This window comes from Rhodococcus sp. H29-C3 (assembly GCF_030063405.1).
Taxonomy (GTDB): Bacteria; Actinomycetota; Actinomycetes; order Mycobacteriales; family Mycobacteriaceae; genus Rhodococcoides.
This window is the reverse complement of the sequence record NZ_JASITC010000002.1, coordinates 502,347-526,543: the sequence shown is the minus strand read 5'-3', so window position 1 is coordinate 526,543 and position 24,197 is coordinate 502,347. Positions and strand designations below refer to the sequence as shown.

The window sequence follows — 24,197 nt, the reverse complement described above, 5'->3', positions numbered from 1 at the left end:
CGCACGTCGCGCTCACCGCAGCCTTTGTGGGAACGAACTGCTGCCGAACGAGAGGAAAGACTTTAGCGATGGAGCTTGGAAGTCTGAAGTTTCGCGTTGCTCGCGAAGATTTTTCCGATTCCGTTGCCTGGGTTGCTCGAAGCCTCCCGTCCAGGCCGCCCGTTCCCGTTCTCGGTGGAGTTCTTCTCGCCGTCGACGAGCAGGGTCTGACTGTCTCCGGGTTCGACTACGAGGTATCAGCCCAGGTCCGGGTGTCTGCTGAGGTCGCAACCTCCGGCCGAGTCCTCGTGTCCGGCAAGCTTCTGGCCGATATCACGAAGTCTCTCCCGAACAAGCCCGTCGACGTCGGTGTCGAGGGAACTCGAGTGCTCATCACCTGCGGGAGCGCGAAGTTCTCGTTGCCGACGATGCCCGTCGAGGACTACCCGCAGCTTCCCGAACTGCCGACGCAGACCGGATCTATCCCGGTGGAGGTGTTCTCCGAAGCCATTGCGCAGGTTGCAGTTGCGGCAGGCAAGGACGACACCCTTCCGATGCTGACCGGCATTCGAGTCGAGATTGCGGGCACCAAGGTGGTGCTCGCTGCAACCGATCGGTTCCGTCTGGCCGTCCGCGAGCTCGAGTGGACACCTGTCGGCGAGGACATCACGACCGAAGTTCTGATACCAGCGAAAACTTTGTCCGAGTCGGCGAAGACCCTGGTCGGAAATGCGAGCTCACCCGTCGAACTCGCATTGGGTTCTGGGTCGACCATCGGTGCCGACGGTTTGCTGGGCATCATCAGCGAAGGACGTCGCACCACCACCCGACTCCTGGACGCAGACTTTCCCAAGTTCCGCCAGCTGTTGCCGCCGGAGCACACGGCCGTAGCGGTCGTGGAGATCGCTCCGCTCGTAGAAGCGATCAAGCGCGTCGCGTTGGTCGCCGAGCGCGGTGCCCAGGTGCGACTTGAGTTCTCGGCCGAAGGTGTGCTGCTTTCCGCAGGCGGTGACGACGCTGGGCGTGCCGAAGAGGCACTGCTTGCAGACTTCCAAGGTGAGGCATTGACGATTGCCTTCAATCCGGGTTATCTGATCGACGGATTGTCGTCGTTGCACAGCGAAAAAGTCACGTTCGGGTTCACCACTCCCAGTCGACCTGCAGTTCTGCGTCCGACCACCGAGGATGAGCTCGTTCCGGATTCTTCGGGCAAGTTCCCAGCACCGCAGAGCGCGTACACGTATCTGCTGATGCCGGTTCGACTACCCGGCTGATCGGATACGGAACACGTGTGAATGCGGTTTACTCGATACCACGGGGTATCCGCACACTAGAGAAGGACATCTCCTCATGCAGCTGGGACTGGTCGGCCTCGGGAAAATGGGCTTCAACATGCGCGAGCGCCTGCGTGCGCACGGGCACGAAGTGATCGGGTACGACCCAAGACCAGAGGTGACCGACGCTCCGTCCCTCGAGGAGCTGGCCAAGACCTTGGTGGCGCCGCGGGTCGTATGGGTCATGGTTCCGTCCGGTGACATCACCCGAAGCACGATCGCTTCGTTGAGCGAGGTACTCGACACCGGTGATCTGGTCATCGACGGTGGCAACTCGCGGTTCACCGACGACGCTGCGAACGCCGAGCGACTTGCGGCGAAAGGCATCGGTTACATCGATGCCGGCGTGTCAGGTGGTGTCTGGGGACTCGAAAACGGATACGGCCTCATGGTGGGTGGTTCCGAGGGGGACGTTGCACGCGCCCTTCCGATCTTCGACGCCCTACGCCCAGAGGGTGAGCGTGCCGACGGGTTCGTCCACGCAGGCCCGGTCGGTGCAGGCCACTACGCCAAGATGGTTCACAATGGCATCGAATATGGCCTCATGCAGGCGTATGCCGAGGGATACGAGCTGCTCGAGGCGGAAGAACTCGTTCAGGACGTCCACGGTGTGCTGCGTGCGTGGAGCAAAGGTACCGTCGTTCGTTCGTGGCTGCTCGATCTGCTCGTCCAGGCCTTGGCGCAGGACCCCGAGTTCAGCGAGATCTCCGGTTACACGGAGGATTCCGGTGAAGGTCGGTGGACGGTGGAAGAGGCGATCAGGCATGCGGTCCCAGTGCCGGTTATCTCGGCCGCATTGTTCGCGAGATTTGCTTCGCGGCAGGATGATTCGCCCTCGATGAAGGCTGTATCGGCTCTTCGTAACCAGTTCGGTGGCCATGCCGTCAAGCGGGCAGGTGCCGATGAATTGCTTCGAGCACCCGACCCCAAGAAATAGCCTTGTACGTTCGTTCGTTCACTCTTCGCGATTTTCGTTCGTGGGATGACGTCACCACTGATCTCGGTCCTGGTTCGGTGGTGTTCGTCGGTCCCAACGGGCACGGGAAGACGAATCTCCTCGAGTCGCTCGGATATCTGTCGACGTTGTCCTCTCACCGTGTGTCCTCGGATGCGCCGCTGATCAGAGCAGGCGCGGAGCGAGCCTTTGCGGGTGCATCGGTAGTAAATCAGGGTCGAGAATTAACGATCGATATCGAGATCCTCGAGGGCCGTGCGAACAAGGCAAGAATGAATCGATCTCCGGTTCGGCGGCCTCGTGAAATCTTGGGGGTACTGCGCAGTGTGTTGTTCGCGCCCGAGGATCTCGCGCTGGTGCGGGGAGACCCAGGCGAGCGGCGTAGATATCTCGACGAACTTTTGACCACTCGTCGTCCCCGAATGGCCGCTGTCCGAGCAGATTACGACAAGGTGCTCCGTCAGCGATCGGCGCTGCTCAAGACAGCCGGTGGAGCGTTGAGACGTGGCTCGAACTCGAGCGACGGTGTGGGCGCATTGGCGACTCTGGATGTGTGGGATGGGCATCTCGCTGCGCACGGTGCCGAATTGCTTTCCGCAAGAATCGCTTTGGTGCACGAGCTGACACCTCATGTGGCCGAGTCGTACTCGTCCATTGCCCCGGAGTCACGTCCCGCGACAATCAAGTATCGCAGCAGCCTCGCCGAAGCGCTGCCACCGGAGTTTTCGGATCCGAATCGCGAACCCGAATCCGACGATGTGGAGGTTTTGGAAGCTGCTTTCTTGCATCAGCTTTCGACAATGCGTACCCGTGAGATCGAGCGTGGAGTCTGTCTGGTCGGACCTCACCGGGACGATCTCGAACTTGGGCTTGGTGATCAACCAGCGAAAGGCTATGCGAGCCATGGCGAATCGTGGTCCTTCGCGTTGTCGTTGCGCTTGGCGTCGTTCGGGCTGCTCCGCGCCGAGGGTAGTGACCCGGTCCTGATGCTCGACGACGTATTCGCCGAGCTGGATCGCAAACGTCGTAGCGCACTTGCGCGGGTGGCTTCCGGGGCGGAGCAGGTAATCATCACGGCTGCGGTTGCCGAGGACCTTCCAGCCGAGATCGACGCCAGGCGCTTCGGCGTCGAAGCTGTTCAGGGAGATTCGAGTCGAATCTCCACCATCACTCCGCTCGAAGAAAATGTGTGCTGATGACGGACGGTGCCGAAGGCAAAGACCCGGAGAACGAACTACGCGGAGTCGACCTTGCTCGACGTGCCCTCGAGGAGGCGCGGGCGGCGGCGAAGGCGAGTGGTAAGTCCGTGGGGCAGGGGCGATCATCGCCCAGCGGTGGAGTTCGCGCGCTTCGAGGTCGACGCAAGCGTGGATGGTCCGGGGCCGGACCAGACGATCGCGACCCACAGACACTCGGTTCGGTGGCGGGCTCGATTGCAAAGAACCGTGGATGGTCCGACAAGGTGGCAGAGGGCACGGTGATGGGGCGTTGGCCCACTGTCGTTGGTGAGGACATTGCGGCACATGCCGTCCCTGTCAAGCTCGAGGACAGTGTTTTGAGCATATCGGCGGAGTCGACGGCGTGGGCGACTCAACTTCGGTTGATGCAGGCGCAGATTCTGGCCAAGATCGCCGCGGCGGTCGGCCACGGGATCGTGAAGTCGCTGAAGATCACCGGACCTACGACGAAAAGCTGGCGTAAGGGCGATCGCCACGTCAAGGGGAGGGGTCCCCGGGACACCTATGGGTGATTACTCCTGTTCGTGATAATTCACGAGTGGGATTATCACAGCTTCGCCGGTGATTCAAGCGTATTGTGGGTGATTGGCCGTTTTCGGATGCGTATTCACTCGGCTCCACAAGGGCTGTTGGCTCGGGGCAGCCGACGCAGGCGACGAAGGGATGCAGTGTTACCCAAGAATTTTCGATCCTCGGACCGTAACGGGCACTCGACCGCCGCAGTTACGCGCCATGTCGACGCCGCTACCCCGAATGACAGGGTCATTCTGCAGGCCAGGAACGTCTCGTTCGACTGGGGCTCGTTGCCGCTGCATTATGTGGACTCCGATCCGTTGGCGACCCATCTGTTCAACGTGATGCATCTTCTTCTGCCCGAGGGCGAAGAGTGGTTTGTTCGGACATTCAAAGAAGCGATGCCTTTGATCCATGACGAGCAACTCAAAGACGACGTCATCGGCTTCATCGGGCAGGAAGCAGTACACGCTCAGGCCCACACACAGGTCCTCGACCAGCTCACCGCCTACGGGATCGATGTCGAGCCTTACGTCGAGCAAATGCGATTCCTGTTCGGGCGTGCACTGGGAAACAGGACCGGACATTCGCGCAACAGCCTGGTGGAGCGCATTGCGCTGATCGCAGCAGTCGAGCACTTGACGGCTTTTCTCGGAGATTGGGTTCTCAATGCCCGTCAGCTCGACGTCGTCGACTTCGACCCGACCATGTTGGACCTGTTGAGGTGGCATGGGGCCGAAGAAGTCGAGCACCGATCGGTCGCTTTCGAGGTCATGCAGTATTTCGACGTTCGACCGGCACGACGGCTGCGGACCTATATCGCCATCGCGCCGACCATGGTGTGGTTCTGGACGCGCGGGGTGCGGTTCTTGATGGATCAGGACCCGACATTGGCAGCTTTACCACCGAAAAAGCGCCGCCCCTCGTTGCGTGACTATCGCCGGGTTGCTGCTCGAGGGCTCTTTCCGAGTCCGAAGTCGTTGTGGAAAGCATCGCTACGCTATCTGCGGTCCGACTATCACCCGTCACAGGAGGGATCCACCGCGCAGGCGGTGCAATATCTCGCCACTTCCCCGGCTGCACGCGCAGCTGCACGGTGAGTGTGTTGGGTTTTCGTCGCAAGTGGGCAAAAATGACGCGGTCCGTCGAGACCTTCCGCGTGGGCCGAGTGATCCCGGGTGATTTGTACGGGCGGGCCGCGTCGGATCAGACGGTGTCGATCGTCACCGATGCCCTGGACAAGTGGTTCGCCCTTCTCGACGATGGACCGTATTCCGGCGAGTATGCTGCGCCAGAACTGGTGCGTACTGTCTCACTCACCCTCGACAGGCGAGAGATTCTCTGTGTAGATCAGTGTGTGGTTCAGCTGACTTTCCGGTCTTCCGACGGGTCGCCCTTGCCTGCCTGGGCGCCGGGAATGCACCTGGACTTTTACCTGCCTTCGGGCCGGAGTCGGCAGTACTCGTTGTGTGGCGATCCTGGGGATCTCAGCAATTACACCGTTGCGGTGCGGTACATCCCGGACGGAGGCGGTGGATCACCGGAAATGCACGCCCTCGAGGAGGGAGCCGAACTTGTGGTGCGCGGACCACGCAATGGGTTTCCTTTCGTGCCTACAGGGCAGGCGGTGTTCGTAGCCGGTGGAATCGGGATCACTGCGATCATTCCGATGGTGCGTGCCGCACGCGAAGTGGGTATGGATTGGCATCTCGTCTACTGCGGGCGTTCTCGCGAATCGATGCCGTTTCTCGACGAGATAGCAATGTGGGATTCGGACCGCGTGACGGTACGCACCGACGATGTCGAAGGTGTGCCGTCCGGCCCGACACTGCTCGAGCCCGTTGTCGGTGGTGCTGTCTATTGTTGCGGTCCACCGCCGATGATCGAGTGTGTGCGAACGGCGTTCGACGCGTTCCCTGCTACACATCTTTATTTTGAGCGGTTCTCAGCGCCACCGGTGCGCGGCGGGGTGGAGTTCGAGGTTCAGCTCGTGAATTCCGGAACAGTTGTCACTGTTCCGGCGGACAAGACTGTGTTGGAGACGATTCGGGAGATTCGGCCCGATGTCAGTTACTCCTGTCAGCAGGGGTTTTGTGGCACGTGCCGTGTTCGGGTTCTCAGTGGAAGGCCCGAACACCGCGAACACAGGCTGACCTCGGACGAGCAGGAGCAAGAAATGCTGATTTGTGTGTCCCGCTCGAGCGGTGACCGGATCGTGCTGGACCTCTGACCCTCGAGGCGGATCTACTGTCCATCTTTGCCGTCGCACTCCGAGAAAATGCGTCTGTGAGCCATTCAGAGGCCAGTTTGGGGTGTCAATGGCCCCATGCTGCCAGCGTGTACCAGTAGTATAGGACGGTAACGTAAGGAAGCCCTTCGGATCGACTCTGCCGAACCAGGACGTCCACCGCGAATGCGGAAGGCGTCCCTGACGGTGTGTCGCTTCCGTGCCGGAGCACCACGAGTGTGTTTTCGATGCGGCAGCACCGTGTGGTGCGAGGGGGAGTCGAAGATGCGTAGAAGGAGAACAACCCGACCGTGACTGCCCAAAAGTCAGGTAAGAGCGATAACAAGGATTACGGCGCTTCGTCGATCACGGTTCTCGAGGGGCTCGAAGCAGTCCGTAAGAGACCCGGTATGTATATCGGTTCGACCGGCGAGCGAGGCCTGCACCACCTGATTTGGGAGGTTGTGGACAACTCTGTCGACGAGGCGATGGCCGGATACGCATCGACCGTCGACGTCACGATCCACGACGATGGAAGCGTAGAGGTCGCGGACGACGGTCGAGGAATGCCCGTCGACACCCACTCCTCCGGTGTACCCGCTGTCGAGGTCGTCATGACCCAGCTGCACGCAGGCGGCAAATTCGACTCGGACTCGTACGCGGTCTCCGGTGGTCTGCACGGCGTCGGTATCTCCGTGGTCAACGCACTGTCCACGAAGGTCGAGCTCACGATCTCCCGCGACGGGCATCGCTACACCCAAACGTACGACTACGCCAAGCCCGGTCCGCTCGAAACCGTCGGAGATACCAGCGACACCGGTACCAGGACGCGCTTTTGGCCGGACGGCAAGATTTTCGAGACGCTAGATTTCAACTTCGAGACCGTGCACCGTCGCCTACAGGAAATGGCTTTCCTCAACAAGGGTCTGACCATCAACTTCGCCGACGAGCGCATTGCCGTCGCCGAAGTGACCGAAGACGAGTTGGGCGAAACTGCGCTGGCCCCTAAGTCTGCTTCCGAGGAACAGGCCGAAGCAGCCGTCGCCAAGCCCCCGAAGGCACGGAAAAGGACGTATCACTACCCGGACGGTCTGGTCGACTTCGTCAAGCACATCAATGCGAAGAAGACCCCGATCCACACCTCGGTCGTCGGATTCACCGGCAAGGGCACGGGCCACGAGGTCGAGGTCGCGATGCAGTGGAACGCCGGCTACTCCGAGTCGGTTCACACCTTCGCCAACACCATCAACACGCATGAGGGCGGAACCCACGAAGAAGGATTTCGCACGGCGTTGACTGCGACGGTGAACAAGTACGCCAAAGAAAAGAAGCTGGTCAAAGAAAAGGACGGGAACCTCACCGGAGACGACATCCGTGAGGGATTGGCTGCCGTTCTCTCGGTTCGCGTGGCCGAACCCCAGTTCGAGGGCCAGACGAAAACCAAACTCGGCAACACCGAGGTTCGTTCGTTCGTTCTCAAGGCCTGCAACGAGCATCTCTCGCACTGGTTCGAGTCGAACCCGGCCGACGCCAAGACGATCATCAACAAGGCCGTGTCCTCGGCACAGGCTCGTATGGCTGCGCGTAAAGCGCGAGAAATGGTGCGGCGCAAGAGCGCAACCGATATCGGTGGACTGCCGGGCAAGCTAGCCGACTGCCGTTCCAACGACCCCAGCAAGTCCGAGATCTACATCGTGGAGGGCGACTCCGCCGGCGGCTCGGCCAAATCCGGCCGCGACTCGATGTTCCAGGCGATCCTGCCGCTTCGCGGAAAGATCATCAACGTCGAGAAAGCCCGCATCGACCGCGTACTCAAGAACAACGAAGTCCAGGCGATCATCACCGCCTTCGGCACCGGTATTCACGACGAGTTCGACATCACCAAGCTGCGTTACCACAAGATCGTGCTGATGGCCGACGCCGACGTCGACGGTCAGCACATCTCCACGCTGCTGATGACGTTGCTGTTCCGATTCATGCGGCCCTTGATCGAACATGGCCACGTCTACCTCGCGATGCCGCCGCTGTACAAGCTCAAGTGGAGTCGCGGCGAACCCGATTTTGCCTACTCCGACTCTGAGCGAGACGGCTTGCTCGAGGCAGGTATAGCCAACAAGCGCAAGATCAACATCGAGGACGGTGTGCAGCGCTACAAAGGTCTCGGTGAGATGAATCCCAAGGAACTGTGGGAAACGACGATGGATCCGTCGGTGCGCGTCTTGCGTTTGATCACTCTCGACGACGCTGCTGCTGCAGACGAACTCTTCAGCGTACTGATGGGCGAGGACGTGCCCGCTCGTCGCAGTTTCATCGCCCGCAACGCCAAAGATGTTCGCTTTCTTGACGTTTAGTTGATGTCCGTAGGTCGGCCCGCCACTGTTTCGTGCTGACCTACGGTGACTTTCTCTAGGAGAAAACGCTTATGTCCGATATCACCGAACCACCAGTAGGACCGCCTCCCGGTTCGACCACCAACGCCGAGGGTGGAGACCGGATCGATCCGGTCGACATTCAAGAGGAAATGCAGCGTAGTTACATCGACTACGCGATGAGCGTCATCGTCGGCCGCGCGCTACCCGAGGTCAGAGACGGTTTGAAGCCGGTGCACCGCCGCGTGCTCTACGCCATGTACGACTCGGGCTTCCGCCCCGACCGCAGTTACGTCAAATCCGCACGCCCCGTTGCCGAAACGATGGGTAACTACCATCCGCACGGCGACAGCTCGATCTACGACGCGTTGGTCCGTTTGGCACAGCCGTGGTCGATGCGATACCCGTTGGTCGACGGTCAGGGCAACTTCGGATCGCGCGGAAACGACGGCGCCGCCGCAATGCGTTACACCGAGGCACGTCTGACTCCGCTCGCGATGGAGATGCTGCGCGACATCGACGAGGAAACCGTCGACTTCATTCCCAACTACGATGGCAAAACCCAAGAGCCGACGGTACTTCCGTCGCGGGTACCCAACTTGTTGATGAACGGGTCCAACGGAATCGCCGTCGGTATGGCCACCAACATTCCGCCGCACAACCTGCGCGAGCTCAGTGAAGCCGTGTTCTGGGCCCTCGACAATTTCGATGCGGACGAGGAAGCTACCTTGGCCGCGTGCATGGAACGCGTCAAGGGCCCGGACTTCCCGACACACGGGCTCATCGTCGGTGGCCAGGGCATCCAGGATGCCTACTCCACCGGACGCGGATCCATCCGGATGCGCGGCGTGGTCGAGATCGAAGAAGATTCCAACGGTCGTGCGACGATCGTGATCACCGAGCTGCCCTTTCAGGTCAACCCGGACAACATGATCACCTCGATTGCCGAGCAGGTGCGTGACGGCAAGCTCGGTGGCATCTCGAAGATCGACGATGAGTCTTCGGACCGCGTCGGCCTGCGCATCGTCGTCACCATCAAACGCGATGCCGTCGCGAAGGTGGTACTGAACAACCTCTACAAGCACTCCCAGCTGCAGACGAGCTTCGGCGCCAACATGCTCTCGATCGTCGATGGCGTCCCGCGTACCTTGCGGCTCGACCAGATGATCCGCTATTACGTGACCCATCAGCTCGAAGTGATCGTCCGCCGCACGCGATACCGGCTGCGCAAAGCGGAGGAGCGCGCACATATCTTGCGCGGACTGGTCAAAGCGCTCGATGCGCTCGACGAGGTCATTGCTTTGATCCGCCGCTCTCCCGACGTCGATTCCGCCCGCACGGGCCTCATCGACTTGCTCGAGGTAGACACGATTCAGGCCGACGCGATCCTCGCGATGCAGCTCCGGCGGCTCGCTGCCCTCGAGCGTCAGAAGATCATCGACGAATTGGCAGAAATCGAAATCGAAATCGCCGAGCTCGAGGACATCCTTGCCAAGCCCGAGCGTCAACGCCAGATCGTGCGCGACGAACTAGCCGAGATCGTCGAGAAGTTCGGCGACGACCGGCGCACCCGGATCATTGCATCCGACGGTGACGTCAACGACGAGGATCTGATCGCACGCGAGAACGTCGTGGTCACCATCACCGAGACCGGTTACGCGAAACGGACCAGGACCGATCTCTACCGTTCGCAGAAGCGCGGCGGCAAGGGCGTTCAGGGTGCGGGACTCAAACAGGACGACATCGTCAGCAAATTCTTCGTCTGCTCGACGCACGATTGGATTCTGTTCTTCACCACCAAGGGGCGCGTCTACCGCGCGAAGGCGTACGAGCTGCCAGAAGCCAATCGCACCGCGCGTGGCCAGCACGTCGCCAACCTGCTCGCTTTCCAGCCGGACGAGCGGATAGCTCAGGTCATTCAGATCCAGACCTACGAAGACGCGCCGTACCTGGTTCTCGCGACCAAGGGCGGTCTGGTCAAGAAGTCCAAGCTCACAGACTTCGACTCCAACCGAAGCGGCGGCATCGTGGCGGTCAACCTCCGCGGTGAGGACGAACTGGTCGGTGCAGTGTTGGCGTCCTCTGACGACGATCTGCTTCTCGTCTCCGCGCAGGGCCAGTCCATCCGGTTCTCGGCGACGGACGAAGTGCTGCGTCCGATGGGTAGGGCGACATCCGGTGTACAGGGCATGCGATTCAACGGTGAAGATCGACTACTGTCCCTCAATGTCGTCCGCGAAGGTAAGTACCTTTTGGTCGCAACTTCGGGTGGCTACTCGAAGCGGACCGCGATGGAGGACTACCCGCAGCAGGGCCGAGGCGGAAAGGGCGTGCTGACGATTCAGTACGATCCGAAGCGTGGCACGCTGGTAGGGGCTCTTATCGTCGACGATGACGACGAGCTGTATGCCATCACATCCGGGGGCGGCGTCATCCGTACCGCGGCAAAGCAGGTCCGGAAAGCAGGCCGACAGACGAAGGGCGTTCGGTTGATGAATCTCGGTGAAGGCGACACACTGCTCGCTATTGCCCGCAATGCCGATGAGCCCGAGTTGGGCGCTGAGGGCACCGAAGAAGATGCACCGAAGGAGTCGTAGTGAGTACTCCCAACAGGCCCGGTAGCAGGCCGGCCCCGCAGGGCGAACAAGGCGATGCTGCCGCGCGACCGCAGCCGGCCGCACGGCCTCCTTCCGCACCGGAGCCCGGGCGTACCCCGTCGCAGCAGGCACCACAGCGGCCGGCCGCGGCAGGATCGCCGCAGCCGCCGCAGAGCGGTGCACGTCCTCCCACGCGGCCGACGCAGGGGCCCCCGGCTCAGAGCGCCCCACAACAGGGACCCCCACAACAGGGACCCCCACAGCAGGGAGTTTCCGGCCAACGACCGAGTGCCGGTGCTACTGCGCCTACTCGACGAACCGGTTCCGAGGCTCCGGCCACGGCCGAACAGCGCGCTCAGCAGCCCGCCTCACAGCGGCCGCAGAAGGCACCGGGGACCCCGACTTCACCGGGGGCCCAGCCTCCGGCCGGGGTGCAGCCTCCGGCCGGGGTGCAGCCTCCGGCCGGGGTGCAGCCTCCGGCCGGGGTGCAGCCTGCGTCTCGACCGACCGCGGCGGAGCCACAGCCGACTCAGGCAGCACCTTCGGTCAAAGGTGTGCCTGGGCGTCCGCATGAGAAGCCTTCGGTGGCTGCACCTGCTGCAGCGTCGGGATCGGCGTCGGCTCCACTCGATCCAGTGAGGGCCGGAAGTCAGCAGCCTCCGACGACCGCTCTGCCGAAGGAGCACGCCGACTCGGCTGGTGTGCCGGATGGTGCGGGGCCCAACAGATCTGCGCAGGGAGCGCCACCGTGGCAACGTGGTCAAGGGCAGGGGCAGCACGAGACCGTGAATCGTGCGCAGAACCAGCCGCAGACCAATCTGTCGACTCGAACCGGCTCGTTGCCGGCTGGATCACCTGCCGACGGACCAGTCACTCCCACCACGCAAGCCCGTGGCGAAAGTCAGGGGGCGAAGGCTCAGCGGCGGGAAGATGCCAAGTCGAAAGCCGCCGTCATCGACGGTCCTACTCGTCATATCGAACGCAAGGATCTGGCGAAGGACATGCCGGACTTGTCATCGGTTCGACATCCAGCGCCCAGTAGCGAGGCACAGAAGGCTCCTGTCCCGATTGCGGTGGCTGCGCGGGCAGAGGGCGAGCCGCTACGTGCCACGATTCAGATCCGGAAGATCGATCCATGGTCGACCCTGAAGATCTCGCTCGTCATCGCGGTGTCCTTGTTCTTCGTCTGGATGGTGGCAGTAGGACTTCTGTACGCCGTCCTGGACGGCATGGGTGTGTGGGACCGACTGAACAGCGCCTTCACCGAAATCGTCAACGAGGATGGCGGTGGCGGACTGGTGAGTGCAGGTCAGGTGTTCGGCTACGCAGCCGTCATCGGAATCCTCAATGTGGTGTTGTTCACTGCACTGACGACGATCGGATCATTTATCTACAACTTGTCGTCCGACCTGGTCGGGGGCGTCGAAGTGACGCTCGCGGATCGGGACTGACACAGCGTTGGACGGTCACCGCATCGAGCCGTTTTGGTTTACAGCGGCTCGATGCGGTAACCTCACTCCTCGGTTCGAGGAGAATAATTTCCTCGGATCAATGGTCCCTGTGACCGAGGTTCGAGGGCCTATAGCTCAGGCGGTTAGAGCGCTTCCCTGATAAGGAAGAGGTCGGAGGTTCAAGTCCTCCTAGGCCCACAACCGGAAGGCGGAGAGGATGAGACTCTTAAAGATTCTCCTCCTCGCCGGTGCGGTTGTGACAGCGGTTCTGACGGTGACGAAGCTGCGCACAGTGCGTAGCGGAGACGGTGTCTGGCACGAAGTCACAACTGCCTGAACGTCCGACGGTGAGGTGAAACCGGTTGTCAGAGACCGGTTGTTGCAAAAGGTAAGTGAACATGTAACGTGTTGTTCGCTCGCCGGATAGACCCGGGGCCTTAGCTCAGTTGGTAGAGCGCTGCCTTTGCAAGGCAGATGTCAGGAGTTCGAATCTCCTAGGCTCCACAGTTTCACGAAGACACAAGATGACGCCCAGCACCAGCTGGGCGTCATCTTTTTTGTCGGCGCGATATGGTGGATGTCCGAACGGATCCCCTCGACAGGCCGATGTCGAAAGTGCCTTCTCCCCGACTGCTCTACCGATTCGAGTGTCGTCGGTAAGTGTTAAGGTCCGGCACGTAGAGCGCGTCTGCCTACGTTTCACATGACGCGACCATGGGAGGTGGACCATGTCGAATCGAAGTCGACGGAGTGGGCATCTGGGACGCCTCCGCGTGTACTCGTGCGGGGCCAATCGCGCGTGAGAAAACTCGAGCTCGACGAAGCTGCCCTGACACTGCTGGTTTTCATCGTAGGAACGACGCTTCTTTCCCTCGCTGGCGGAAGCGCATCGTGGGGCCAACTGGGGGTAGCGGGTCGGCTCGCAGTTCTCGCGTCGACGGCTCTCGGTATCGCATCCGCGGTAATGCTTCTGAGATCGAAGCAACCGAGCCCGAAGCGCACCATCGGCAGTGTCACATTCATGGCGACCGTCGCTCTGGCGTTGACGTCGGCCGTCAGTACCGCCCTGCCGACCCTTCTCGTGAGTGTGCAGTCCGCGATGTTTCTGGGCATGCACGTCGGGGCGTTCTGGTCCGAGCGTAATGCGGGGATATGGGCGGCGTTCGTGGCGCTTTCGGCGGTAGCGGGTACCTCTGTGGCGCCATACGACTCGCCGTTCATCGCGTACATCCTCATTGCGCTCGGCGTAGTCGGCTCCACCGAAGTCTTCGGTACGTTTGCCCGGCGTATGCGCTATTCCGCGACACACGACGTTCTGACCGGGCTTCTCAACCGCTTCGGATTCGAATCCAAGGTGGACAAGATGCTCCCGGCCTGCGCGGCTCGCGGTCTGTCGGTCAGCGTGGCTGTGCTCGACCTGGACAACTTCAAGCAGATCAACGATGAATACGGGCACATCGCCGGTGACGTGCTGCTCTCGCGCCTGTCGAAGGCGTGGAAAGCCGAACTCACTCGACGGGACGTGCTCGGCCGGCTCGGGGGCGATGAGTTCGTCCTGTTCATGCCGGGCGTCCACGAGGCAGAGGCCTGGCACATCATCGAACGGCTGCGGCGCGCACATCGTGCAGAATGGAGTGTCGGATTGGTCTGCATGCCTGCAACGTGTCGGTGGGCGGAGATATACCGGGCGGCCGATGCAGATTTGTATCGTGCCAAGCGCAGCAGACCGGGAGCGCAAAGGCAGCCTGGCGCTGCTGAAACCGAATCCACCGGCGAACCGGAGTGGAGAATACAGCGCTGACGCACCGCCGCCCGGATTCATCCACAGCCTGTGGATAGATTCGGCAGCGCGAACTGGAAAGAGTGTTGACTGTGTTCTCACGTCGACCGACCGGACGACGATTCGGCAGTCGACGGGGGATGTGTGCATGGTTACCTGGAGTGACATTCGCCGTTGGGACCCAGAGAAGATCGGTCTGCTTGCCGACTCGCTGATCCACACGTCGGACGTGCTGATGGGGGATATGCAGGCGCTCGAGCGATTGTCCGAGAGCCTCGAGTGGACAGGTGCTGCTGCAGACGCGGCGCGCACGGAGATTTACCGCCTTCACGACGAATATATTTGCGCCGCCGATCAGTTGATGTCGATCGGTAGGTGTGTCGAGGGCCTTACGTATTCGATGTACCCGCTCGTGGCTTCGGTTCTCGACTGCGACCGTGACGCCCGGGAAAGCGATGCCGACATCGACGACGACGGCGGTGTTGTGGATCGAATGCCGCTGTACTCCAGCGCGTCCGAAGATGCATGGAGCCTCGGTCGTGATCGGCTCAGGCGAATACGCGATCTGCGGGACAGAGCTACCGAACTTCTGACGCGTGCGCGATATCTCGACTCGCAGGGAGCCGCGATACTGCGGACACTGTCCGATTCGGTATCGGCGACAGGAGCGGACGTCTCCACGGTCCCCGCTGCTGCACCAGCATCCAGAATTGCAGTACCGACCGAGACAGCCTTACCGACCGGAAAGAGTGCGTCCGCCAACGCCGCGTTCTGGGATTCGCTCACGATGGCCGATAGAACCCGACTACTGGTCGATCGACCCGAGCTGATCGGGAACCTGGACGGGATTCCGGCGGTGGTCCGGGATGCGGCCAACCGACGGATGCTCGTTCGCGAAAGAAGCCGCCTCGAGGAAGCTGCCGCCGATCTGCAGGATCGCTTGAACGACAACATCTTCGGTGGGATGTTGGACAATGCCGATGCGGGGTTGGCGCAGACACACAAGCGTTTGGCCGCGCTCGACGCGATTACGACCACCCTTGACCAGGGGGATCGCCAACTGTTGGTGCTGGACAATCGGAGTGGCGAGGACACCTTGGCTGCGATCGCGGTGGGCAATGTCGACACCGCTACCCATGTGGCGGTGTTCGTGCCCGGACTCGACTCGGATGTCCAAGGGGACTTGCGGCGATACGACGGCGATATAGATTCATTGAAAATGGCTGTCGAGCAACTACTTCCGGCGGATCCGCCGGAGACCGCCGCGTGCGTGACCTGGATGAACTACGAAGCTCCGCACCTCGGATGGAACCTGTTGAACCCGGACCGTTCCGTCGTCTCCGGCTCAGCGGCGATCGCGGGCGGAGAGCGGTTGTCGACATTTCTCGACGGACTCGATGCCGCGCGTGCCGAGGACCCTCATTTGTCTTTGCTCGGTCATTCCTACGGTTCGCTCACCGCCGCGTACGGGGTCCGCGGTGCCGACGACACGGGCGTCGACGATCTGGTCGTTGTTGGGTCGCCAGGATTGGGAACCGGGACTGTCGCCGAGTTGTCCGTACCGCCAGGTCACGTATTCGTCGGTGAAGCATCCGACGACAGGGTGGCGGACCTCGGGGCCTTCGGCACGGATCCGAGCCGACTCGAAGGCACAGCATGGCTCCCTACCGAAGGCTCGGCGTACCTGCCGGTCGAAGGGCATGGAGGTTATTTCGTCGAGGGCACCACGGCACAGCACAACAGCGCGCTGGTCGTTGCCGGACGGGCCTCCGAAATTGCCGGAGGCTGACCGGCAACGCCCGACGATCGCGGCTAGGGGTGTTCGAGGGGGTCGGGCTGACCGTCGGCAGCGTGGGATGTCTCGGAGTCGTAGTCGGCGAGACTGGGCGGCGCGTCAGCGGGCGGCTGGAAGGTGTTGCGACGTCGTGTAGCGAGAACTGTGATGCCGGCGACTGTCCCGAACAGGGCCCCGAAGATCAAAATCCGCTTCGTGCCAGGTGAGAGGCGAGGCTCGGCCTTTCGCCGAACGGGACCGCTCTGCTTACGCCGCGCAATTTCGCGTCGGGCAAGCTTCAGTCCTCGAGTGGAGAGCTGGAGTCCGACGCCCGCTGCACCTCCACTGAAAACTTTCGCAGCTTGCACGGCAGAGCCACCGGTGGTCGTCACAATTCCACGAATCCGGCCGGATTTCGATGTGCTCGTCATGCCCTCACTGTTCCATATGCAGGCGTAGGGCCCGGAATGAACACTTCGAAGGACCGTTGCCGACCGCTCGGTAGCGCGTCAATGGCACGATGGAGGGGTGACTTCACCAAACAAGACCTCCACTGCCACGTTGCACACCAACCACGGCGACATCATCATCGATCTTTTCGGCAACCATGCGCCGAAGACGGTCGAGAATTTCGTCGGGCTCGCGGACGGATCGAAGGACTACACCTCGACGAACGCGTCCGGCGGAAAGACCGGCCCGTTCTACGACGGCGCTGTCTTCCATCGCGTCATCGACGGCTTCATGATCCAGGGCGGAGACCCGACCGGAACGGGTTCGGGTGGACCGGGCTACAAGTTCGGCGACGAATTCCACCCCGAGCTCTCGTTCGACCGCCCCTACCTGCTGGCCATGGCCAACGCCGGTCCGGGAACCAACGGATCGCAGTTCTTCATCACCACCGGCAAGACCCCGCACCTGAACCGCAAGCACTCCATCTTCGGTGAGGTGACGGACGAGGCGTCGAAGAAGGTAGTCGATTCCATCTCCGGAACTGCTGTCGGCCGCGGCGATCGTCCCGTCGAGGATGTCGTCATCAACAGCGTCACCATTGCGTGATCGCTTTCTCCTGAGAAACGTTCACATCACCAATTCAGGTGCTTAAAAAAATTCACCGTAGAGGAACTTCACCATGACCGACCCCGGCTGGGGTGGCGCGCCCGGCGATCAGCCAACCCCACCCCAGTCGAGGTGCGTCCGGCATCCCGATCGAGCGACCGGACTGGCGTGCTCGCGATGCGGACGCCCTGCGTGCGCCGAGTGTCTACGACCTGCAGCAGTCGGGCAGCATTGCGTCGACTGCGTACGTGACGCCAATGCCTCGGTCCGGCCTATCCGGACCGTCGCCGGTGCGCGGGCCGGATCGACGTACGGACTCGTCACGTACATCCTCATGGCCCTCAACGTCCTCGTCTTCGCGGTGACGGCGATGCAATCCCGCGATGTGATGGGCAATACCGACGCGTCGCCACTATTCAATGCCTGGGCGCTGTTTCCACCATCGGTAGCTACCGGTGACGTCGAGCGCCTCATCGGCAGCGGCTTCCTGCATATCGGGCCGATCCACCTACTCGTCAACATGTTCGCGTTGTACATCATCGGCCGCGATGTCGAAATGATTCTCGGTCGAAGCCGATACCTTGCGGTCTACTTCGTCTCGCTACTGGGGGGCAGTGCCTCGGTCATGGTCCTCGAGGCCCCGATCACCGTCACTGCGGGAGCTTCGGGCGCAATTTTCGGACTGTTGGGTGCGCAAGCGGTAATTCTGCTGAAGCTTCGCCGCAGCCCGACTCCGATTCTTGTGGTCATCGGCCTCAATATCTTCATCAGTATCTCGATCCCCGGAATTTCGCTCTGGGGACACATGGGCGGCCTCGTCGCCGGTGCCGCCGCGACCGCGGGCATCGTGTTTCTGCCCAGCCGCCTGCGGACACCGAACATCGGGTGGATCGCCGTCGGTGCGGTCGCAGCCCTATGTGTCGCAGTCATCGCAGTTCGCGTGCTGTCGCTTCGCTCCATGATGGGTCTGTAAGAACCCTCCAGCACCGTTGGAACAACCGCCCGGCTCGTCAGCCCGCGGGTACGAACCCATGTCGCTCGAGCTGCTCGAACACTGTCTCCGGACTGGTTCCAAGATCCCAGCGACCGAAGATGATCAGCCGATCCTCGGTGTCGCCCGCGCGTTGAAGGTCGATTTCGATCATCGGCACTCGCCGCCCGAGTCGGGGGTATCGAGCGAGCTTGATTCGCACGATCTCGCTCGGGGCGTATGCCTGCACTCCCGACAGGCGCTTCATCGACAGTGAGCCGTCGACGATCGCCAGTCTCGGCCGCTGCAGGGCAGCGAGCCCCGCGATCGTCCACAGGCCGATGGCCGCTATCGAGATGAGAAGTCGGCCGGTGGCGTCCGTACCGGTCAACAATGCCGCTCCGAACAGTGCGAATCCGCCCAAGGTCATCGCGATGACAGCCGAAAGGGGCGTCGCCCAGCTCAATCTATCCACAGGCTGTGGAGACTCCGAAAAGTTATCCACAGGCTTTATCCACATTGGGGATGAATGACACGCGTGTAACTAGCCGTCGACGGGGCCTGTTCATCGCCACTTCATGGTCATGACGAGACCGACAACCATGAAGCCGAAACCGATCAGAAAGTTCCACGCACCGAGGTCGTTCATCCACGAGATATTGTCGGCAGCCAAGTAGTACACGATGAGCCATAACAGCCCTACCAGCATGAACCCGAGCATCACCGCCACGAAAAGAGGACTCGACGGCCCAGCCTTCAGCGCTCCAGCAGATTTGGCGCCGGGTGCGACGGTGTAATCTTTCTTCTTCCGAACCTTCGATTTCGGCATGTTCAACCCTTCGTAGTGTGCTCACGCTCGTACAGGCGACTTACCGGTACACGACCCGTCGACCTGTGGATAACGGTTGTGGACAACCGCAACAGGTAGCGTCCTCGCTAGTAGAGTTTCGCACTGTTATTGAGCCAACACTGCTTTGCCTGGCGTTGTTATCCACAGGCCCGGCTTTTCGAACCGGTCACCATATGCCCACACACGCTAGCTCAGCGCAATGTCACGAGAGAGCATCGGATGAAAACCATGATCGAGGAATCGACCACCAGGGAGCGCGTCGCGGCGCGTGGCTGGCAGATCCTGGTCCTCGTCGTGTGCCTTGTCGTCGGGGTACTCCTTGCGACCACCAGGGTCGTATCTCAAGGTGACGAAATACGGCGAAGCGACACCACCAGGTTGTCGGATCTGGTCGGAGCGGCCCAGAGCAACAGTGACGACGCCGAGTCGATCAGAAACGACCTGGCCCGGCAGGTCGACGACCTGCAGCGCACAGCTGGTTCCTCCGACGTCGAAGTGGGACGTGCGCTTGCCGCGGCCGATCCGCTCGCCGCCCAGGCGGGGGTCGAGCCGGCATCGGGGCCAGGTGTGGTCGTGACGTTGACCGACGCAGCCCGGGGCCCGGACGGGCGATACGCGTCGGACGCGTCGCCCGACGATCTCGTCGTGCATCAACAGGACGTGCAGAGTGTGCTCAACGCACTGTGGACCGGCGGCGCCTCGGCAATGGCCATGCAGGATCAACGGATCACGAGCCAGGTCGCGCCGCGTTGCATCGGTAACACGCTTCTGCTGGGCGGACGCACGTACAGTCCGCCCTACGTGGTGACGGCCTTGGGAGACCCCGAGCGGCTCTCTGCGGCGCTCGCCGACAATCCAGGTGTTCGGATCTTTCGGCAGTATGCGTTTCGGTACGGGCTGGGTTTCGAGGAAACACGTTCCGACGCCTTGACCGTGCCCGGATACACCGGACCGATACGCATCGGATTCGCCCAGCCTGCGCGATGAGCGCCTCGGCAGTAGTCAGCCACACCGTCGGAAAGGGACATCGGGGCGATTCGTGCCCGACGCGCTCACCTATCCTTGCCCCATGCGCATTCTGGTCGTCGACAACTACGACAGCTTCGTTTTCAACCTCGTCCAATACCTGGGCCAACTCGGAGTCGACGCGACCGTCTGGCGTAACGACGACGACAGGTTGACCGACCGGGCCGCCGTCGTTGCAGACTTCGACGGCATTCTGCTCAGCCCAGGGCCGGGAACACCGCAGCGAGCGGGAGCCACGATGGATCTCGTGACCGCGGCCGCTGCGTCCGGTACTCCACTTCTCGGGGTGTGTTTGGGGCACCAGGCCATCGGTGCGTCATTCGGTGCGACCGTCGACCGCGCGCCCGAACTACTGCACGGAAAGACCAGCAGCATTCATCACACGGGCGTCGGCGTCCTCGAAGGACTACCCGAGCCGTTCACCGCTACTCGATACCACTCGTTGACCGTCATCGAGGACACCATCCCCGACGAACTCGAGGTGACAGGACGCACCGAATCCGGCCTTGTGATGAGCATGCGCCATCGGACGTTGCCGATACACGGCGTCCAGTTCCACCCCGAGTCGATACTCACTCAGGGTGGCCACCGGATGCTGTCCAACTGGCTGGCCGTCTGCGGACTCGAGCAGGACGAGCGCCTCGTGGTCGAACTCGAGGCGCAGGTCGCACTCGCGTTCAGCTGACGCGGCGCACCACTTACCGGGGCGGAATTCCCAGCGTCCCTACGTTCACGTTGAGCGACTGGGACTTGGTGATTTCCGATCCGGCGGGTTCGGCCTGATTGACGATCCGCCCCACCAGGGTCGGGTCGAGCTGACTCTGCGGGGTCGAGGTGATGTTGGCTGACGTACCCGTCCACCCTGCTGCCTCGAGTGCCGACAGCGCTTGTGCAGGCGTCATTCCGACAAGATCGGGCATGGGGATCTTGTCTCCGTTCGAGACGCGCAGTGTGACGGTGTCACCTTCGGCGGCATTCGATCCACCTGCCGGGCTCGTCGAGACAACCTCACCGACGGTCTGACCCGAGTCGATGTTCTCGATCTGCACCTTGAAGCCGGCAGCCTCGACGTTGGGTCGCGCGACGTCGACCTGCTGACCGGTGACGTCGGGCACCCGGATCTGCGACGGGCCACTGCCCAACGTGATTTTGACGGCCGAACCGACGGTGATCCCGACACCGGTCGACGGATTCTGTTCGACTACCTTGTCGAGATTCTCCGGTGTCGAAGCCACTCGGGCGACAGAAGCGTCGAGTTCGAGACCGATTGCGGACAACGTCTGAGTTGCCTGCTGGGCAGTCTTGCCGGCCAACGCCGGAACCTGCACCTGCTCCGGACCGGTCGAGACATCGAGGTCGACCGTGCTCGGCGAATCGACCTGCGTCCCGGCGGGCGGCTGTGACGCAATGACTCTGCCCGCAGCGATCGTGGGATCGGGCTTCTCGCGGGTCTGGACTCGAAGTCCGAGGTCTGCAAGAGCAGAGGTCGCCTCTGCGGTCGTCAGATTTGCGACGGTGGGGATGGCGACTCGTTCCGGTGAGGAATCGCTGCCGAGAGATAACAGAAACGCGGTGATGATGCCGACCACGACTACCGCTGCCAGTGCGATCACTGCTATTCGCAGTCCTCTCCGCTTCGAGGTGTTGTCTTCACCGCGCCCGGCTGAGGGCTGCTCGGCCGGGCGGTCGGCGTCACTCGATCGGTACTGCGGCTCCCGCGAATCCATCGAGCCGAGGATTGTGGTGCGGTCGTCGTCGTTCATGACGGTGGGGGCCGAGGGGCGCTGTCCGCCGAGCACTCGCACCAAATCGGTGCGCATGTCTGCTGCCGACTGATAGCGGTTGGCCGGGTTTTTGGCCATGGCCTTGAGAATGATCGAATCGAGTTCCCGCGGGATCGCAGAATTGACCGAGGACGGTAGTTGTGGATCTTCCCGCACATGCTGATATGCGACGGCCACTGGTGAGTCACCCTTGAACGGGGGCTCACCGGTCAGTACCTCGAACAAGACGCAACCGAGCGAGTACACGTCCGAGCGGGCGTCCACCTGCTCGCCTCTGGCCTGTTCGGGGGACAGGTATTGAGCCGTGCCGATCACGGCGGCGGTCTGCGTCATCGGACTCGAGCTGTCGGCAATCGCGCGGGCGATACCGAAGTCCATCACCTTGACTGCACCGGCGTTGTTGATCATGACGTTCGCAGGTTTGACGTCGCGATGCACGATGCCGTTGCGATGACTGAAGTCGAGAGCCGCACAGACGTCGGCGATGACCTCCATCGCATGGCGCGGTGTCATCGGACCATCGGCGCGGACGATGTCACGCAAAGTATTGCCGTCGACATACTCCATGACGATGAACGGCAGCGGACCGGCTTCGGTCTCGGCCTCACCGGTGTCGTAGACCGCCACGATCGCCGGATGGTTGAGAGCCGCGGCATTCTGCGCCTCGCGTCGGAACCGAAGATAGAACGTGGGATCGCGAGCGAGATCTGCCCGCAACACCTTGATGGCTACATCACGGTCGAGTCGACTGTCGCGCGCAAGGTGGACCTCGGACATGCCACCGAAGCCGAGAATCTCACCCAACTCGTAACGGGAGGAGAGATTGCGGGGAGTCGTCATGGTTGTCCTTGTCGATCAGGTCCGAGTTGAGGTTTGGAGGCGCCGCCGGCTCCGGTGTCACCGGAGTCTTCTTCGTCACCGGCGCCGGGCAGCGATGGGAGGGTCAACTGCGGCAAGGTGAACCCAGCGCTCGTCGTCGTCACCGCTGGGGCCGTCGTTGTCGTCGGCGGCGCGGTGGTCGTGGTCGGCGGTTCCGTTGTGGTTGTCGTCGGGGGCGGGGTAGTTGTGGTGGTGGTTTCCCGGGTGGTGGTCGGTTCCGTGGTGGTCGGTTCCGTGGTTGTGGTGGTCGTCGTGGTCGGGACGGGCCTCGTCGTCGGCGGCGTGAACGGCGCCTGTGTTCCCTCCCCTCCCGTCAGCAGCACGTATCCACCGATGATGATCGCCAGCACCAGGAGGCCGGCGCCACCCCAAGCAAGAGCCTTCTGGGCAGAGGTCATCCCCGTGGGTTCCGGCGTGGCGGGAACCGCGGCGCCCGTGGTCGGCCCGGTATATCGGTTCTGCGACGTCGGCATCATCTGCGTGCTGTCGGGATTGGTGCCGCCAGCACCGACCACACCGGGCATCAGAACGCGGCCGGTACCCGGACCCCGACCGTTACCGGGAGCTGGAGGCCGTCGGCCGGCACGCACTGCGGCAACAGCGTCCGCGAACTCACCGCCGTTTGCGTACCGGGCGGCAGGATCCTTGGCCATCGTGATCTCGATGAGCTCGCGAACGGACGGCGGCAGGTCGGCGGGCAGCGGGGCGGGCATCTCGCGGACATGCTTCATCGCGACGGTGAGTGCACCGTCGCCCAGGAACGGCCGCGTACCCGAGAGCACCTCGTAGCCGACGACACCGAGGGAGTAGACGTCGCTGGCCGAGGTGGCTTCGTCGCCGAGAGCCTGTTCGGGGGCAATGTACTGGGCGGTGCCCATGACCATGCCGGTCCTGGTGACCGGTGATGCGTCGACAGCTTTCGCGATCCCGAAATCGGTGATCTTCACCTGTCCCGCGGGGGTGATCAGAATGTTGCCCGGTTTCACATCGCGGTGAACAACGCCTGCCGAGTGCGCGACCTGAAGCGATCGACCGGTCTGCTCCAGCATGTCGAGGGCATGCCCGAGCGGCAACTTCCCGATCCGTCCGAGCACAGCGTTGAGCGGCTCACCGTTGACGAGTTCCATGACGAGATACGCCAGCGATTCACCTGATTCGTCGCGCGTCTCGCCGTAGTCGTAGATCCCGGCAATACCGGGGTGGTTGAGTTGAGCCGTCGTACGCGCTTCGAAACGAAAGCGCTGCAAGAACTCCGGATCCTCGGAGAACTCGGCTTTGAGGACCTTGACGGCAACGTTGCGGTCGAGACGATTGTCCATCGCCTCCCATACCTGGCCCATACCGCCGGTGGCGATGAGCCTCAGGAGCCGATAACGCTGTGCGATCACGGCACCGTTATTCAGTGGCATCTGCTT

The 24,197-nt window shown here is 62.1% G+C and carries 21 protein-coding genes and 2 tRNA genes; 18 read left to right on the top strand and 5 right to left on the bottom strand.

Going from position 1 to position 24,197, the window contains the following annotated elements:
- Nucleotides 1–68: 68 nt before the first annotated feature.
- From dnaN to QMK32_RS06475, 14 genes are all read left to right on the top strand, one after another.
- On the top strand, nucleotides 69–1,253 hold the full coding sequence (gene dnaN, locus QMK32_RS06535) for a DNA polymerase III subunit beta (protein ID WP_283473798.1): 1,185 nt from the start codon (nucleotides 69–71) through the stop codon (nucleotides 1,251–1,253).
- Between the two features lie 76 nt (nucleotides 1,254–1,329).
- Nucleotides 1,330–2,250 (top strand): phosphogluconate dehydrogenase (NAD(+)-dependent, decarboxylating), encoded by a 921-nt coding sequence (gene gnd / locus QMK32_RS06530; protein WP_283473796.1) that lies wholly within the window; start codon nucleotides 1,330–1,332, stop codon nucleotides 2,248–2,250.
- A 2-nt stretch (nucleotides 2,251–2,252) separates the two neighbouring features.
- Nucleotides 2,253–3,464: a DNA replication/repair protein RecF gene (recF, locus tag QMK32_RS06525; protein WP_283473794.1), complete on the top strand. Its 1,212-nt coding sequence runs from the start codon at nucleotides 2,253–2,255 to the stop codon at nucleotides 3,462–3,464.
- Complete coding sequence (locus QMK32_RS06520; RefSeq protein ID WP_283473793.1) at nucleotides 3,464–4,018, top strand: DUF721 family protein; 555 nt, start codon at nucleotides 3,464–3,466, stop codon at nucleotides 4,016–4,018. Before recF ends, QMK32_RS06520 begins: the two co-directional genes overlap by 1 nt.
- Before the next feature lie 69 nt (nucleotides 4,019–4,087).
- A complete protein-coding gene (locus tag QMK32_RS06515) occupies nucleotides 4,088–5,119 on the top strand; it encodes a metal-dependent hydrolase (protein WP_283473791.1) in 1,032 nt (343 codons plus the stop codon).
- Between the two features lie 32 nt (nucleotides 5,120–5,151).
- Nucleotides 5,152–6,249 carry a PDR/VanB family oxidoreductase gene (locus QMK32_RS06510; protein ID WP_283473789.1) on the top strand — a complete coding sequence of 366 codons (1,098 nt, stop codon included), beginning with the start codon at nucleotides 5,152–5,154 and terminating at the stop codon, nucleotides 6,247–6,249.
- 308 nt (nucleotides 6,250–6,557) lie between these two features.
- Nucleotides 6,558–8,597, top strand: a complete 2,040-nt coding sequence (gyrB, locus tag QMK32_RS06505; protein ID WP_269301975.1) for a DNA topoisomerase (ATP-hydrolyzing) subunit B — start codon at nucleotides 6,558–6,560, stop codon at nucleotides 8,595–8,597.
- Between the two features lie 71 nt (nucleotides 8,598–8,668).
- Nucleotides 8,669–11,212, top strand: a complete 2,544-nt coding sequence (gene gyrA / locus QMK32_RS06500) for a DNA gyrase subunit A (RefSeq protein ID WP_283473787.1) — start codon at nucleotides 8,669–8,671, stop codon at nucleotides 11,210–11,212.
- Nucleotides 11,213–11,796: 584 nt separating this feature from the next.
- Nucleotides 11,797–12,663, top strand: a complete 867-nt coding sequence (locus QMK32_RS06495; RefSeq protein WP_283473786.1) for a DUF3566 domain-containing protein — start codon at nucleotides 11,797–11,799, stop codon at nucleotides 12,661–12,663.
- Between the two features lie 124 nt (nucleotides 12,664–12,787).
- A tRNA-Ile gene (locus QMK32_RS06490) sits at nucleotides 12,788–12,861 on the top strand.
- Between the two features lie 19 nt (nucleotides 12,862–12,880).
- Nucleotides 12,881–13,000, top strand: coding sequence for a DLW-39 family protein (locus QMK32_RS25335; RefSeq protein WP_502943537.1), 120 nt, complete (start codon nucleotides 12,881–12,883; stop codon nucleotides 12,998–13,000).
- 94 nt (nucleotides 13,001–13,094) lie between these two features.
- Nucleotides 13,095–13,167: transfer RNA gene (locus QMK32_RS06485), tRNA-Ala, on the top strand.
- Nucleotides 13,168–13,462: 295 nt separating this feature from the next.
- Entirely contained in the window at nucleotides 13,463–14,464 is a 1,002-nt protein-coding gene (locus QMK32_RS06480; RefSeq protein ID WP_283473785.1) for a GGDEF domain-containing protein, read from the top strand.
- A 127-nt stretch (nucleotides 14,465–14,591) separates the two neighbouring features.
- Complete coding sequence (locus tag QMK32_RS06475) at nucleotides 14,592–16,232, top strand: alpha/beta hydrolase (RefSeq protein ID WP_283473784.1); 1,641 nt, start codon at nucleotides 14,592–14,594, stop codon at nucleotides 16,230–16,232.
- Nucleotides 16,233–16,255: 23 nt separating this feature from the next.
- Here QMK32_RS06475 and QMK32_RS06470 read toward each other — a convergent pair whose 3' ends face one another.
- A complete protein-coding gene (locus QMK32_RS06470; protein ID WP_283473782.1) occupies nucleotides 16,256–16,648 on the bottom strand; it encodes a hypothetical protein in 393 nt (130 codons plus the stop codon).
- A gap of 97 nt (nucleotides 16,649–16,745) precedes the next feature.
- On the opposite strand from QMK32_RS06470, the gene QMK32_RS06465 reads away from it, so the two are divergent.
- Entirely contained in the window at nucleotides 16,746–17,273 is a 528-nt protein-coding gene (locus QMK32_RS06465; RefSeq protein WP_269301969.1) for a peptidylprolyl isomerase, read from the top strand.
- A 73-nt stretch (nucleotides 17,274–17,346) separates the two neighbouring features.
- Nucleotides 17,347–18,246: a rhomboid family intramembrane serine protease gene (locus tag QMK32_RS06460; protein ID WP_283473780.1), complete on the top strand. Its 900-nt coding sequence runs from the start codon at nucleotides 17,347–17,349 to the stop codon at nucleotides 18,244–18,246.
- Nucleotides 18,247–18,283: 37 nt separating this feature from the next.
- Here the strand turns inward: QMK32_RS06460 and QMK32_RS06455 are convergent, their stop codons facing one another.
- Together QMK32_RS06455 and crgA are read right to left on the bottom strand one after the other, a co-directional pair.
- Nucleotides 18,284–18,763 carry a PH domain-containing protein gene (locus QMK32_RS06455; RefSeq protein ID WP_283473779.1) on the bottom strand — a complete coding sequence of 160 codons (480 nt, stop codon included), beginning with the start codon at nucleotides 18,761–18,763 and terminating at the stop codon, nucleotides 18,284–18,286.
- Between the two features lie 45 nt (nucleotides 18,764–18,808).
- The gene (gene crgA / locus QMK32_RS06450) at nucleotides 18,809–19,072 is read right to left on the bottom strand and encodes a cell division protein CrgA (protein WP_283473778.1); all 264 of its coding nucleotides are present in this window, start codon (nucleotides 19,070–19,072) and stop codon (nucleotides 18,809–18,811) included.
- Nucleotides 19,073–19,321: 249 nt separating this feature from the next.
- Here crgA and QMK32_RS06445 point away from each other — a divergent pair, with 249 nt between their 5' ends.
- Both QMK32_RS06445 and QMK32_RS06440 read left to right on the top strand, forming a co-directional pair.
- Nucleotides 19,322–20,080: a DUF881 domain-containing protein gene (locus tag QMK32_RS06445; protein ID WP_283473995.1), complete on the top strand. Its 759-nt coding sequence runs from the start codon at nucleotides 19,322–19,324 to the stop codon at nucleotides 20,078–20,080.
- A gap of 82 nt (nucleotides 20,081–20,162) precedes the next feature.
- On the top strand, nucleotides 20,163–20,804 hold the full coding sequence (locus QMK32_RS06440; RefSeq protein WP_283473777.1) for an aminodeoxychorismate/anthranilate synthase component II: 642 nt from the start codon (nucleotides 20,163–20,165) through the stop codon (nucleotides 20,802–20,804).
- A gap of 13 nt (nucleotides 20,805–20,817) precedes the next feature.
- Here the strand turns inward: QMK32_RS06440 and pknB are convergent, their stop codons facing one another.
- Both pknB and QMK32_RS06430 read right to left on the bottom strand, forming a co-directional pair.
- Nucleotides 20,818–22,743 (bottom strand): Stk1 family PASTA domain-containing Ser/Thr kinase, encoded by a 1,926-nt coding sequence (gene pknB / locus QMK32_RS06435; protein ID WP_283473776.1) that lies wholly within the window; start codon nucleotides 22,741–22,743, stop codon nucleotides 20,818–20,820.
- A complete protein-coding gene (locus QMK32_RS06430) occupies nucleotides 22,740–24,191 on the bottom strand; it encodes a serine/threonine-protein kinase (RefSeq protein ID WP_283473775.1) in 1,452 nt (483 codons plus the stop codon). Before QMK32_RS06430 ends, pknB begins: the two co-directional genes overlap by 4 nt.
- Between the last annotated feature and the right edge of the window lie 6 nt (nucleotides 24,192–24,197).

Excerpts from the sequence above, each read along its gene's own strand:
- QMK32_RS06445 (WP_283473995.1), top strand. The coding sequence starts at position 19,322 with ATGATCGAGGAATCGACCACCAGGGAGCGCGTCGCGGCGCGTGGCTGG.
- QMK32_RS06460 (WP_283473780.1), top strand. The coding sequence starts at position 17,347 with ATGACCGACCCCGGCTGGGGTGGCGCGCCCGGCGATCAGCCAACCCCA.
- QMK32_RS06440 (WP_283473777.1), top strand. The coding sequence starts at position 20,163 with ATGCGCATTCTGGTCGTCGACAACTACGACAGCTTCGTTTTCAACCTC.
- QMK32_RS06430 (WP_283473775.1), bottom strand. The coding sequence starts at position 24,191 with ATGCCACTGAATAACGGTGCCGTGATCGCACAGCGTTATCGGCTCCTG.
- QMK32_RS25335 (WP_502943537.1), top strand. The coding sequence starts at position 12,881 with ATGAGACTCTTAAAGATTCTCCTCCTCGCCGGTGCGGTTGTGACAGCG.
- QMK32_RS06470 (WP_283473782.1), bottom strand. The coding sequence starts at position 16,648 with ATGACGAGCACATCGAAATCCGGCCGGATTCGTGGAATTGTGACGACC.
- gnd (WP_283473796.1), top strand. The coding sequence starts at position 1,330 with ATGCAGCTGGGACTGGTCGGCCTCGGGAAAATGGGCTTCAACATGCGC.
- dnaN (WP_283473798.1), top strand. The coding sequence starts at position 69 with ATGGAGCTTGGAAGTCTGAAGTTTCGCGTTGCTCGCGAAGATTTTTCC.
- crgA (WP_283473778.1), bottom strand. The coding sequence starts at position 19,072 with ATGCCGAAATCGAAGGTTCGGAAGAAGAAAGATTACACCGTCGCACCC.
- QMK32_RS06510 (WP_283473789.1), top strand. The coding sequence starts at position 5,152 with ATGACGCGGTCCGTCGAGACCTTCCGCGTGGGCCGAGTGATCCCGGGT.
- QMK32_RS06520 (WP_283473793.1), top strand. The coding sequence starts at position 3,464 with ATGACGGACGGTGCCGAAGGCAAAGACCCGGAGAACGAACTACGCGGA.
- QMK32_RS06455 (WP_283473779.1), bottom strand. The coding sequence starts at position 18,763 with ATGTGGATAAAGCCTGTGGATAACTTTTCGGAGTCTCCACAGCCTGTG.
- gyrA (WP_283473787.1), top strand. The coding sequence starts at position 8,669 with ATGTCCGATATCACCGAACCACCAGTAGGACCGCCTCCCGGTTCGACC.
- QMK32_RS06475 (WP_283473784.1), top strand. The coding sequence starts at position 14,592 with ATGGTTACCTGGAGTGACATTCGCCGTTGGGACCCAGAGAAGATCGGT.
- pknB (WP_283473776.1), bottom strand. The coding sequence starts at position 22,743 with ATGACGACTCCCCGCAATCTCTCCTCCCGTTACGAGTTGGGTGAGATT.